This is a genomic window from Gilliamella sp. B3022 (genome assembly GCF_028751545.1).
Lineage (GTDB): Bacteria > Pseudomonadota > Gammaproteobacteria > Enterobacterales > Orbaceae > Gilliamella.
Window position 1 is genome coordinate 1,954,953 of the sequence record NZ_CP071867.1, and the last position, 13,504, is coordinate 1,968,456.

9 protein-coding genes and 1 riboswitch are annotated in these 13,504 nt (G+C 33.3%); of the genes, 8 read left to right on the forward strand and 1 reads right to left on the reverse strand.

Going from position 1 to position 13,504, the window contains the following annotated elements:
* Positions 1–36: 36 nt before the first annotated feature.
* Positions 37–528, reverse strand: a complete 492-nt coding sequence (gene yihI, locus J4T76_RS08805) for a Der GTPase-activating protein YihI (protein WP_267355672.1) — start codon at positions 526–528, stop codon at positions 37–39.
* Between the two features lie 168 nt (positions 529–696).
* On the opposite strand from yihI, the gene coaA reads away from it, so the two are divergent.
* The 8 genes from coaA to ndk all read left to right on the forward strand — a co-directional run bounded on the left by coaA (position 697) and on the right by ndk (position 12,971).
* On the forward strand, positions 697–1,632 hold the full coding sequence (gene coaA, locus J4T76_RS08810) for a type I pantothenate kinase (RefSeq protein ID WP_267340469.1): 936 nt from the start codon (positions 697–699) through the stop codon (positions 1,630–1,632).
* Between the two features lie 16 nt (positions 1,633–1,648).
* Positions 1,649–2,104, forward strand: a complete 456-nt coding sequence (locus tag J4T76_RS08815) for a DUF1090 domain-containing protein (RefSeq protein ID WP_267340468.1) — start codon at positions 1,649–1,651, stop codon at positions 2,102–2,104.
* Between the two features lie 795 nt (positions 2,105–2,899).
* Positions 2,900–2,944, forward strand: a riboswitch (PreQ1 riboswitch).
* 2 nt (positions 2,945–2,946) lie between these two features.
* The gene (gene queF / locus J4T76_RS08820; RefSeq protein ID WP_267340467.1) at positions 2,947–3,420 is read left to right on the forward strand and encodes a preQ(1) synthase; all 474 of its coding nucleotides are present in this window, start codon (positions 2,947–2,949) and stop codon (positions 3,418–3,420) included.
* A 24-nt stretch (positions 3,421–3,444) separates the two neighbouring features.
* On the forward strand, positions 3,445–4,098 hold the full coding sequence (queC, locus tag J4T76_RS08825; RefSeq protein ID WP_267340466.1) for a 7-cyano-7-deazaguanine synthase QueC: 654 nt from the start codon (positions 3,445–3,447) through the stop codon (positions 4,096–4,098).
* A gap of 47 nt (positions 4,099–4,145) precedes the next feature.
* Positions 4,146–4,820 (forward strand): 7-cyano-7-deazaguanine/7-aminomethyl-7-deazaguanine transporter, encoded by a 675-nt coding sequence (locus J4T76_RS08830; protein WP_267340465.1) that lies wholly within the window; start codon positions 4,146–4,148, stop codon positions 4,818–4,820.
* Positions 4,821–5,072: 252 nt separating this feature from the next.
* On the forward strand, positions 5,073–10,133 hold the full coding sequence (locus J4T76_RS08835; RefSeq protein WP_267354661.1) for an alpha-2-macroglobulin family protein: 5,061 nt from the start codon (positions 5,073–5,075) through the stop codon (positions 10,131–10,133).
* Positions 10,134–10,244: 111 nt separating this feature from the next.
* Entirely contained in the window at positions 10,245–12,536 is a 2,292-nt protein-coding gene (gene pbpC, locus J4T76_RS08840) for a penicillin-binding protein 1C (protein ID WP_267355674.1), read from the forward strand.
* 12 nt (positions 12,537–12,548) lie between these two features.
* Positions 12,549–12,971 (forward strand): nucleoside-diphosphate kinase, encoded by a 423-nt coding sequence (ndk, locus tag J4T76_RS08845; protein ID WP_267340462.1) that lies wholly within the window; start codon positions 12,549–12,551, stop codon positions 12,969–12,971.
* Positions 12,972–13,504: the final 533 nt, after the last annotated feature.

A 13,504-nucleotide genomic window follows, 5' to 3' on the forward strand; every position in this document is an offset into this window, starting at 1 on the left:
GAATGGTATTGGGTGAAGTAAGACCCTTACCCATTATTAATTACGTTTTAATAAACTTACGATATCTTCCTTCTCATCATCAAGAGCTTCAAAATCATCATCGATATAACCTAATTCTTGCATCAGTTCATCTATTCGATTCAATTTACTATCCAAATAAGTTTGTTGTTCTATAGTCAACTTGCCATTTTTTTCAACCAAATCTAGCAACATATCCAATTTAGGATCGTTTTCAAGTTGCTCTAATTCTTGTTGTGGTGATAAAACGGTTTTCTCTAATTTAGGTTGTTTAACAGCCTTAAGGGGATTCACCTTTGTATCAACAACTAAAGCAATCGGCGTTTTACTGCCTATACGTGGATCTTTCGCTACTTTTTGAGTATTGTTATTTTTGTTTTTATCTGTATTATTAAAGCGTGAACCACTAGGCAAACCTTTATGCTTGCGTTTACGTTTGAGTTCGCGAGACTCTTCATTAATTTCCTGACGGCTTTTTTTGAGTTTTTGTTTCGATTTAGATTTTAACATACTATCTCTGTTTTACAGTTTGGTTAATCATTTATTCAGTATATTTTATCAGTAAGTCTAAAATATAGCTATGAGGAAGACACATTGTGAATTAGTGATTGTAAAATTACAGTTTTATGTATAATCTGAGCCGAATATTCTTGAATCAATCGTTATAGAGAAATAAACATGAATAATCATTTGAGTCCTTACATGCAGTTTAGCCGTAAAGAATGGGCAAGCTTGCGTAATTCGGAACCAATGACCTTAACATCTGGAGAACTAATTTCTTTACAGGGAATCAATGAAGATTTATCAATGGATGAAGTAAGTGAAATTTACTTACCTTTATCAAGATTACTCAATTTTTATATTAGTAATAGTTTTAGTCGGCAGGCGGTATTATCTAAATTTTTAGGTAAAAGCCAAAAAATCCCTTACATAATTGGTATCGCTGGCAGTGTTGCTGTTGGTAAAAGTACTACGGCACGTGTATTACAGGCATTACTAACTCGTTGGCCTGAACATAGAAAAGTAGCGTTAGTTACTACGGATGGTTTTTTATATCCAAATAAATGCCTTGAAGAGCGCGGCATTATGAATAAAAAAGGTTTTCCACAATCCTACAACCTTAAAAAGCTAATTAACTTTGTTGCAGATATAAAATCAGGGCAAGCGGAAGTTAAAGCACCGGTTTATTCACATTTAGTTTATGATATTGTAGAAAATGAAGAGATCGTGATCGACAGTCCAGATATTTTGATTTTGGAAGGTTTAAATGTATTACAAGGTGCGGTCAATTATACTCAAGCACATAATCGAGTATTTGTTTCAGATTATGTTGATTTTTCGATATATGTTGACGCCGATTTATCTTTATTACATCATTGGTATGTGAACCGCTTTTTAAAATTTAGAGCAGGGGCCTTCAGTGATCCCAATTCATACTTCAATCACTATTCTCAATTACCAGAACAAGAGGCAATCAGCATCGCTAATCGCTTGTGGAGTGAGATAAACGAATTAAATTTAGTTGAAAACATTTTACCAACTCGAGAAAGAGCCAGTTTGATTTTGACAAAAGGTAACGATCACAAAGTAGATTATGTTCAATTAAGAAAATAAACTTAGGAGGATCAATATGAAATCAGCAATAGGGTTATTAAGTAAATTAAGCATTATCACTTTAGTTATGGCGTTTTCTGTAAATAGTTATGCATCAAGTAATGATGTACATGAAGGATTGACTTGCGATGCTAAAAAACAGGCCATCGAAGCAAAAATAGAACAAGCCAAAAAAGCCAATAATACTTTTGAAATCACAGGGCTTGAAAAAGCACTTCAACAAGTTAATACCAATTGTTCGGATGACACATTGGAACAAAAATACAAAAGATTAGTGGAAGAAAAAAGCAAAAATGTCTCTGACAAAACCAAAAAATTAGCAGAAAAAACCAAAGAGTATGAAAAAGATGGTATTAATGCAAATCAAGACAAAATTGATGCTCTAAAATCTAAATTGCACGATGCAGAAAAAGAACTCACTGAAGCAAAAAATAAATTAGCGGATTATTATGATAAAGTTAATACTAAGTAATCTTAGTTTTTAATTTTATTGAAATTAAAAAATAGATTCGAACAATAAAATAATATTGAAATTTGTGCAATTAATATTGACCTTGAGGAGATATATTACTTCTTGAGGTCATCTTTAATATCTCATATTAGCTAAAATTATGTTAATTTTCTTTAGTTCTATTTAGCTATTTTCTGTAAAAATGCTGTTAACCTAAAGTGCTACCAAAAACGATAAGTTTTATATGATCATTTATCTAAATATTATTAAATAAAACCATTAGAAATGGATGAATATTATGACAGATAATTTACGGCTATTAATTACAAAATTTTAAAACTTGAATACTGAAAATCGACTAAATGTATTCGATGTAAATATAATCAATTAAATTATTTTAATTTTCTATTACCAATTGTTAAAAAATAATTAGATAATCGCATTAGGACTATTAATAGTCCAAAGAACAACATGAGTCTTACAACGATATAAATAAACAGATTATAACATTGATCTTTATTATCCCTTTACTATTCATAAATTTATGACTATTGATTAAAAATCTTCTACAAGGATGTTTTTTTATCGGTAATGAATGTTGTCTTTTTGATAAAACAGAATGAGTGTTACACATAACAATTACTGAAAATAAACTGATCTCTTTTTTATAAAATTTTATTAGATAGCTAATTTTATAGAGTAATATTTGCTATTTTTCAAAGTTAACCGTTTCATTGTTTCCAAATCAGCTCTTAATTAATTTGATTAAAATGATGTTCTAGACTTTTTTAGTAAAAAAAGGTAAGGTGTGCGGCTTGTCTCGTGGTTCGTGAACCTCCCACGCAAAAAAACTAAGGAAAATTATGAGTAACGTTACATTATTAGGCGATCAGTCTGTTCGCTATCCAACAACCTATGCTCCGGAAATTCTGGAAACTTTTGATAACAAACATCCCGGTAATGATTATTTTGTTAAATTTAATTGTCCGGAATTTACGAGTCTTTGTCCTATTACAGGTCAGCCTGATTTCGCCACAATTTATATTTCTTATGTGCCTAATATCAAAATGGTTGAGAGTAAATCTCTTAAGCTGTATCTATTCAGCTTTCGAAATCATGGTGATTATCATGAAGATTGCATCAATATCATTATGAAAGATCTGATTAAGTTAATGGATCCTAAATACATTGAAGTGTGGGGTAAATTTACACCACGTGGTGGTATTTCAATTGATCCTTATGCCAATTATGGTAAATCCAATACTCAGTGGAAGCAAATTGCACTCAATCGCTTAGTTAATCATGATCTTTATCCCGAAAAAGTCGATAATCGCTAATTATCAATCTGACAGGAATTTTTAATGAAAAATCGTAAAGCACTAGTGATATTTTCTGGAGGGCAAGATTCGACGACTTGTCTGCTGCAAGCCATTGCCGATTATGGTCGTGAGAATGTTGAAACCATAAGCTTTCAATATGGTCAACGCCATAGTATTGAATTGGATAAAGCTAAGTGGATCGCCGAGGATTTAAGTGTCAAGCAAACCGTAATTGATACATCAGTGATCAAACATATGACCAATAATGCTTTGATTGATGATTCGCAAGAAATCAAAGCTGCACAAGATGGTGATTACCCAAATACTTTTGTTGATGGACGTAATATGTTGTTTTTACTGTTAGCGGGTTGTTATGCCAAGCAGAAAGGTATTAATGATATTATTATCGGCGTTTGTGAAACGGATTTTAGTGGTTATCCTGACTGTCGTGATATTTTTATTAAATCCATGAATGTATCGATGAATTTAGCGATGGATTATGCATTTAATATTAAAACACCCTTGATGTACCTGACTAAAGCTCAAACATGGGAAATGGCTGATAAATTGGGTTATCTTGATTATGTTCGCCAAAATACCCATACTTGTTATTACGGTGTAGAAGGGGGATGTGGTAAATGTCCTAGTTGTATGCTGCGTGATAAAGGTCTACAAGAATATTTAGCCCAAACTTAACCAATATTTATCTGGGTTCTCTCACCCCATTAAAAAAGGAAACAAATATGTATTTAAACGTTCATTCACAATTGATTGAAAAACAATTTACTCGACAGCAAAAACATAAAGCACTCGGCTGGTTGGCTTTTTTTCATATTATCGTTATTGCTTCCAGTAACTATTTGGTACAAATTCCATTTGATATTTTTGGATTTCATACTACTTGGGGAGCGTTCACTTTTCCATTTATCTTTTTGACCACTGATTTAACTATTCGTATTTTTGGTGCCAGTTTGGCGAGAAAAATTATTTTTGTGGTTATGATTCCCGCTTTATTGTTTTCGTACCTAATTTCGGTTCTATTTTTCGAAACCCATTGGGTAGGTTGGTCAGCATTGATTCATTTTAATAGCTTTGTTTTTCGAATTGCTTTAGCCAGTTTTGCGGCTTATTTAATTGGACAATTAATGGATATTACTGTTTTTAACTATTTAAGAAAAAATCGTTCTTGGTGGGTAGCACCTTCCGCTTCTGCAATTTTTGGAAATGGTATTGATACTATCGTCTTTTTTGCTATTGCTTTTTACAAAAGCAGTGATGAATTTATGGCCAATCACTGGGGTGAAATTTCGTTAATGGATTACAGTTTTAAAATTTTAATTTGTGGTTTGTTCTTTTTACCATTATATGGGATTATTTTGAATGTTATTTTAAAAAAATTAACTGCAAAAACGCTATAAACCAGTCAGTCATCACCCAATTATTTATAAATTACCAACATTTGGAGCTTATTGATCGTACAGTAAGTTCTAAATGCCAAGAGTACCACTTCAAATCAGTTTTTCTGAAAAATTCTGTTAAAAATTTGATTTATCATTTTATAAACAATTCCTATTATAAAGATTTTTTGCTAAACGTTTACTGACAGTGCATAATATTGATAAAAAATAATCACATCATTTTGTGAAATAAAAGGGTAAATGGGTGAAATCATGATATTGATTAAACACTTAGCGATATTAAGTTTGTTTTTAACGCTATGTGCTCAAGCCAATGATAACGAGCTTATGACAAAGATAATGGATAACAAAAAAAATAGCTCGACGCAAAATGTGAATATTGATTTGCAATCACCTATTGTATTTAATCCAACACCTGATTTAATCGAAAAATATAAAGATAAAAAACTAGAAATTCTTGATTGCTCAGAGATCATTCTTGATGGATCAAGTACTCTAGTTGTGACTTTTTCTGTTCCACTTCTACCCAAATTAAATTTTACAAATTTACTGAGATTAGTCGATAAGGAAACCGGTGTAGTCGATGGTGTCTGGGAGTTGTCTGATAATGGTTTGGAATTACGACATCGTTATCTTGCACCAAATCGTAAATTAGCATTAACGATCGATAAAATGTTAACGGCAATTAATAACAGTCGTTTACAATCAGTTTATGAAAAAGAATTAACGACTCAAGATCGTCATCCCATGGTGAATTTTGCCAGTACTGGATTATTATTACCGAGTAAATCCATGAGTGGATTACCTGTCACCACATTGAATGTTAATAAGGTCGACATTAACTTTTTTAAAATTAAGCCCGATAAATTAAGTGATTTTATTCATAAATTTGGCTTTATTAATAAACTTTCAGTTTGGCGTTCAGAAGAGATGAATGGCTATGCCGATTTAGTATATTCGTCACGTTTTGATCTTAATCCTAAACCCAATGCTCAAGAAACTGTTCTAGTCAACCTTTCAAAAATTAATGAACTTAATCAGGAAGGCGTTTATGTTGCCGTGATGAATGAATCTGGGACTTACAACGAATCAAATCCAGCAACCCTATTTTCAATAAGTAATATTGGAATTTCAGTTCATAACTATAAAAATCATAAATTTACGGTTATGGCTTATGGATTGGATGATGGTAAGCCTCTTGCAAATGTTGAAATAGCTTGTCGTAATCGTGGAAAAGTAGATAACAATTGTCAATATATTTTAGAAAAGACAGACCAAGATGGTTATGCTGAATTCACTATGGATAACAATGATGAATATCGGGTATTGACAGCCAGCGATGGAAAACAAACTTCATTTATATATATTGATCGCAATGCCCTTAATCTGACTGAATTCGATTTATCAGGCACACCTTATTATGACAAGCAATTATTTGTTTTTGGACCCCGAGATCTTTATCGTCCAGATGAAACTGTCTATTTTAATGCATTATTACGTAATGCCGATGGACAACCATTGCCTAACCAACCAATTATAGCAGATATGATTTCAGCTAATGGACGAGTAGTTAAAAATTTTCAATTAAAAAGCAATGCTGATACGAATGGTTTATATCAGGCTAATTATGTTATTCCATCTGATGCAGCAACAGGTAAATGGTCAATTCGTTTCAATCTAGGGGATGACATTTATCGTTATTGGTATTTTAAAGTGGAAGAATTTTTGCCAGAACGTATGGCGATGGAAATAACCAGTTCATCCAGCGGTCCAATATTAAGCGATGAAGACGTTTACTTTGATATCAAAGGTTGGTATTTGTATGGTGCACCAGCATCAGATAATCGCCTAGATGCTAATGTGTATTTAAAGAAAGTTGATTCTATTGCTGGATTAGCCGATTTTAAAATTGGTTCAGTAACAGACGCTAATCTCTACAGTGAACTTGGTTCGTTTGAGGAGAAATTAGATAACAATGGCTTAAAACAGCTTCATATTAAGAAAAATAGTTGGTCAAACTTACGTTCTCCAGTCAAAGTGGTTCTACAAGCGAGTCTGCTGGATTCAGGTGGTAGACCTATTACGCGTTATGCTACTCAAACCATTTGGCCTGCAAATAAATTACCAGCAATTCGAGCTTTATTTGCGGATTCACCATATTATGATTGGAACAGTGATAATTATTATGAGCGTCCAACCGTTGATATCGGGACTAATGCAGAATTTGAAATTGCTTATGTCAATTTAGAGGGTGAAAAACTTGGTACAAATTCCTTAAAAACAAGACTGATTCATGAGCGTCGTCAATATTATTGGACTTGGTCAAACGAAGATGGCTGGCAAGTAAATTATAATTCCAGTGACATTGTTATTTCTGAGGATCAATTATCCATTGAAGTGGGGAGTACGACTAAAATAAGCTATTTGAGCAGTGATTATGGATCTTATCGTATTGAAGTTATTGATGCAGACTCTAAAGTAGTGACAAGTTTTCGCTTCTGGTCAGGTTACGATTGGGAGGATAATACACATGGTACGAAATCAGTGCGCCCCGATCAAGTCAAGTTAAGTATTGATAAACCCTTTTATCATGTCGGAGATGTGGCTAAAGTCAATGTTCAAGCTCCAGTTGTAGGATCTGGTTACATCTCTCTTGAAACAAATGATGGTATCATTTGGAAAAAAGCAATTACTGTAGGCGAAAATGGTTTGGATGTCGATATACCAATTGAAAATTGGGGAAGACATGATATTTATATTAATGCCATGATAATACGCCCATCGACTGATGCAGCAATACAAACAGTAAAACGAGCAATGGGTTTACTTTATTTACCTACTGATACAACTAAGCGTCATTTAAATATCTCAATCGATTCTCTAAAACAAGTGCATCCAGAAAGTATTGTGCCAATTAAAATCAAAATGGATAAGCAATTTATTCAAAAAGATAAAAAAGTCATAGTGTTAGTTTCTGCTGTTGATTCGGGTGTACTAAATATTACTGATTATGTTACGCCAGATCCTTACGTTGGCTTTTTAGGACGTAAACGTTATGATGTTGATATTTTTGATGTTTATGGTAGCTTAATTGAAGCTTCAGGGCGTAATGTTACTATGAGCTTTGGTGGTGATGCAATGGGCACTGGTGGAAAAAAACCGTCTAATGATGTTTTTATTGTTGCTCAACAATTAGAAACTATTCAATTAAATGATCAGGGCGAAGGTATTGTTGATTTACAATTACCTAATTTCAATGGTGAATTGCGCATAATGGCGCAAGCATGGGATGACAATCGTTTTGGTAAAGCAGAAAAAACGATAAAGGTAGCAGCGCCTGTGATTGCCGAATTATCCACTCCGCGATTTTTATCCGGCGGAGATCAGGCTGTATTAGCGTTAGATCTTCATAATTTGACTGATACGATCCAAACTATGCAAGTTGAAATATCAACCACAGGTTTGATTCATCAAAATGATGCCAAATCTATTTCTGTCAAACTTGATAGCAAACAAAAACATATTATTCAGATTCCTGTTGCTGCAAACTTTGGTTATGGTATAGGTACTATAACTGTTGATGTGAAAGGTATTGTCATGGATGATAATAAAGATTTTAACATTCGTCGTTCTTGGAATATAGGTGTAAGACCAGCTTACGCTCCAACATTAAGATATTATCAGGCAGTGTTAGATGAAAATAAAAGTTGGAAATTACCTGACCAAGCATTAACTGAATTGATTAAAAATACCGTTGAAGGGCAATTGGTCGTCTCTAATCAACCTCCACTGAACATCGCTCAATATATTAAAAGTTTATTTGCTTATCCTTATGGTTGTTTAGAACAGACAATCAGTGGATTATTCCCATCTTTATATGCGAACAATGAACAGCTTGCACAGTTAGGTATTAAAACCGATTCTGATGACAAACGCCGTGAAAAGGTTCATATAGGCATTTTACGCATTTTATCAATGCAACGGAGTAATGGCAGTTTTGGTTTATGGAGTAGTCATAGTGAAGAAGAACATTGGCTTACTGTTTATGCCACTGACTTTTTATTGCAAGCTAAAGAACGAGGTTATCAGGTAAATGATAAAGCACTTGATGCCGCAATGATGCGTCTTGGTCAATATGTTTATGATTCATCTTCATTTAACCATCTTTATTATTACGGGAATGAAAAAGAACTTGAGTTTGAAAAGTTGTCTATTAAAGCTTATGCGCTAATGATTTTATCCAAATACAGTAAGATTTCCTCAGCAATGCGAAATGAAATCAATTATTTATCTAATAAAATCAATCATGATACATCGTTTGTTTACTCCCCATTACCTTTGGCACAATTATCAGTAAGTGCGAAGATAAATGGCATGACATCTATTTATGACAAATTATTACCATTAATCTTCACAACTCCATTTAACTATAGTAAATGGCTAGGTAATTATGGTAGCAAAATTCGTGACCAAGCATTAATTTTATCATTATTGATTGAAAACGATATGGCTCAAAAAGATCAAGCCAGTTTTCTATTTATTCTATCTGAATTATTAAATGAAAAACGCTATTACTCAACTCAGGAATTGAATGCATTGTTTATTGCTGGTTGGTCATTAGAGCAACATAAAAAGGACAATAAATTTAAACTGGCAATAAATGATAACGTTGCTAAGGTAAATTCAATCTTCTCAAATTCCTATCATTATGAAGCCTTAACGAAAGGGTTATCTATTAACAATTCAAAATATAATCAACCTCTTTATCTTAAATTCTCTCTTTCTGGTTATGGACAAACTGCTCCAGCACCAACATCACAAGATGGCTTTTTTAACATTAGTCGAACCTATTACGATTTGCTGGGTAACAAGATTAACCCATCGCAATTAGAAGTAGGAACCATAATGGTAGTGATTTTAGATGTAACATCCAAAGAACCTGTTCATGATGCATTGATTGTTGATTACTTACCAGCTGGATTAGAACTTGAAAATCAGAATCTTTCTAATAGTAGCGTGCATCTATCATCCATCCCTAGCATAGCATCTTTATTGAAAGATGATGACGTAAGTCAACTTAAATATCAGGAGTTCAGAGATGATCGATATGTGGCTGCTGTGAATATCCAAAATGATATCGGACAAAAAAAATATCATAAACGTGTTGCTTACTTAGTGAGAGCAGTAACAACAGGAAATTATATGATTCCTCATCCTTATGTTGAATCAATGTACCGTCCTGATCGATTTGCTATTGGGCAATCTCCGAGCTTAATGACGATATCGGTTCCAATAAAAAAAGTAATTAATTAAGTGATAGTAAAGGATTTGAATACCCTTACTCAGATAAATTTCATTGATTACTCCGTCAATAGCATTGGCGGAATTGCTTTTTTAATTGTATTAGATAGACGAATACCAATAATGAAAAAGTTTTTTAATAAATTATTTATCTTTTTATTGTTATCGTTAGTCGGCGGCTTTTTTGTTGCTGATTTTCTTTTTCCATTATCAATTTCGCAAAATAAAACAACACAAACCGTTGTTGCTCAAGATGAAACTCCTTTATGGCGATTTGCTGATGAAAAAGGTATTTGGCGTTATTCGGTAAGCCTTGATGAAGTTCCTGATTATTATCTTGATGTATTATTACATTATGAGGATCGTTATTTTTATCATCATATTGGTATTAATCCATTATCGTTATTTCGAGCTGCTTGGCAAAATTTATCGAGTAATAAAATTATTTCGGGTGGTAGTACCATTTCAATGCAAGTGGCTAGGTTACTTGCTCCTCATGATCGAACTTTGATTGGTAAATTAAAACAAATTTTTCGGACTTTGCAACTTGAACTCCATTACACTAAACAAGAGATTTTAACTTTATATATTAATCATGCTCCCTATGGGGGAACCATAGAAGGTATTGGTGCCGCTAGCTGGTCTTATTTTGGTAAACAACCTAAAGCCTTAACTCGAAGTGAGGCAGTATTATTAGCGGTATTGCCTCAAGCTCCAAGTCGATTAAGGCCAGATCGATTTCCTCGAAGAGCTACGCTAGCTCGTGACAAAATATTAGATAGACTTGCACAGTATGATGTTTGGCCAAAAGAGTTAATTGATCAAATTCGACGAGACGAAGTTTGGGTTTATCCACGAAAAACGCCACAGTTAGCCCCATTATTGGCTTATAGATTAAAACAGCAATATCCTAATGATAATACGATTCATTCCACTATTGATGTTTCTATTCAGTATATTTTAGAAGATCTTGCTATTAATCGAAAACAACAATTACCGCCTAAAACTTCATTAGCAATTTTAGTGGTAGATCATGCAGATATGACAGTTAAAGGGTATGTAGGTTCAGCTGACTTTAATGATAAAGAGCGTTTTGGTCAAGTTGATATGATTAGAGCGTTACGATCTCCTGGTTCAACACTCAAGCCATTCATTTATGCATTTGCTCTCGATGAAGGTATGGTCCATTCTGAATCGTTATTACAAGATGTTCCACGTATTACCTCCGATTATCGACCAACTAATTTTGATGAAGGTTTTCATGGACCTGTAAGTGTCTCTGATGCATTAAATCAATCATTAAATTTACCAGCAGTCCAATTGATTGAGTTATACGGCCCAAAAAAGTTTGCAGGAAAACTTGCTGGCATTGGTTTACCTTTATTTTCTATTGCCAATGAACCAAATATTTCCTATATATTAGGTGGAGCCTCGCTTAGGATGGATAACCTTATTAGTGCATACAGTGCATTTGCAAGGCAGGGTAATGTTAGTCCCTTACGATTTACTCAATCCGATCCCTTGATTAATAAACCCTTTATCTCTAATGGTAGTGCATGGATTACTCGGCAAATGCTAATGAATAACAATTTATTAGCTTTTAAAACAGGAACCAGTTATGGTTATCGTGATGCTTGGGCTGTTGGTATAAATCCTCGATATTTAATTGGTATTTGGGTAGGGCGCCCTGACGGTACTCCTGTTGTTGGGCAGTATGGTTCAATGTCAGCATTGCCAATTTTGCAACAAGTTAATTCAATATTATTAAATAGAGAAAGGCGCTTAAATCAACCTCTCCCTGCTTATGAGAAACCTGAATCGGTATCGATTGAGAAAATTTGTTGGCCATCAGGTCAGCCACTTCCCGATTCAGATGTTAATTGCCATCGTCAAAAAACAGCATGGGTATTAAATAATCTGTTACCACCAACATTAAGTACCGTGAGTGAATTAAAAAACAATATTTACCATTCAAGTTGGATAAACATTTGGGTAAATGAACGAGGTAAGCGTGTTGCCGCTGATTGTACAGGAGCACAAAAAAAAACAATAGCCTTGTGGCCTGTTTCATTAGAAAATTGGTTGTTAACCAAAGAACGAAGACAAGCATTATTGCCTCCCATTGATAAAAATTGTCCTGTAATGAATAAAGATATCTTCGCCTCACTTAATATCGTTGGTTTACGGAATAACCAATTGATTAGGGCGTTACCCGGTAATAACCAAGTCACAATTGATTTAATTCCTGAAGGTGGATTTGGCGAAAAATGGTGGTTTCTAGATGGAGTTTTAGTCGCTAACTCCAAGGATAATGAAAAAGTTGCTTTAACAGTAAACAAAAATGGGAAACATCGTTTACTGGTGTTAGACGAAAGTGGACAAATTGTACGAATTAATTTTATTTCAGATGAATAAAGGAACATTAACATGGCTCTAGAAAAAACGCTCTGTATTATTAAACCTGATGCTGTAAAAAAACAGATTATTGGTGAAATTCAAACACGTATTTGCCAAGCTAAACTTAACATTATTGCAATAAAAATGGTGAAATTAACACAAGAACAAGCTGAAGGTTTTTATGCTGAGCATCAAAACACCCCTTTTTTTGCTAATTTAATAAAATTTATGATGTCTGGTCCAATTGTTGTTCAAGTTTTGCAAGGTGAAAATGCCATTGAACGTTACCGACAACTTATGGGACCCGCTGATCTATCTAAAGCTACTGCTGGTACTTTAAGAGCAGATTTTGCTACCAATGTGAGAGAAAATGCCGTGCATGGGTCCGATTCTTTTGCATCAGCAGAACGTGAAATTTCTTATTTTTTTGTTGATAGTGAAATATTTGGATAGGTAATGGTGATTTCACAATTAGCTAGATAATTTAGGAAAAATTAACAATAAATAATTAATAAGTGCAGTGCAACAATCATGATTGACCCATCAACAGGCAAATTATTGATGGGTATTTTAGCAAGAACAGAATAACCATCTGTTTATCTTTTATTTATGCATATTTGCTATTATTTAACTAGTTTGATTACGATAGATGCGATGTCATTATTTATTAATAGCATTCAGGTGGTATTGGTTTAATGTGTGTTTACTGAGTCTAATCTACTTCATCCTTCCACATATTACACTCTATTTATTAATACCTTTCAGAGTGATATAACACACTTGAGTCCTTCTCAAAAGGATTTCTTTTTATCGAGTATGCTATTTTTTTATTTATCTGAATATCCTTCCCAATCTCAATTTTAATAGCCAATTATTTTCCAACGTATTTACCTTAATGCAAGAGGTAATTATTTTCCTTGCATCTATGAATTTAAAGATGTGTTTTTTTAATTATTACTCTTTAATATAAGATCTAATTATTATCA

Coding starts and splice junctions, on each gene's coding strand:
- queF (WP_267340467.1), top strand. CDS start 2,947: ATGAGTAACGTTACATTATTAGGCGATCAGTCTGTTCGCTATCCAACA.
- coaA (WP_267340469.1), top strand. CDS start 697: ATGAATAATCATTTGAGTCCTTACATGCAGTTTAGCCGTAAAGAATGG.
- yihI (WP_267355672.1), bottom strand. CDS start 528: ATGTTAAAATCTAAATCGAAACAAAAACTCAAAAAAAGCCGTCAGGAA.
- J4T76_RS08830 (WP_267340465.1), top strand. CDS start 4,146: ATGTATTTAAACGTTCATTCACAATTGATTGAAAAACAATTTACTCGA.
- J4T76_RS08815 (WP_267340468.1), top strand. CDS start 1,649: ATGAAATCAGCAATAGGGTTATTAAGTAAATTAAGCATTATCACTTTA.
- J4T76_RS08835 (WP_267354661.1), top strand. CDS start 5,073: ATGATATTGATTAAACACTTAGCGATATTAAGTTTGTTTTTAACGCTA.
- ndk (WP_267340462.1), top strand. CDS start 12,549: ATGGCTCTAGAAAAAACGCTCTGTATTATTAAACCTGATGCTGTAAAA.
- queC (WP_267340466.1), top strand. CDS start 3,445: ATGAAAAATCGTAAAGCACTAGTGATATTTTCTGGAGGGCAAGATTCG.
- pbpC (WP_267355674.1), top strand. CDS start 10,245: ATGAAAAAGTTTTTTAATAAATTATTTATCTTTTTATTGTTATCGTTA.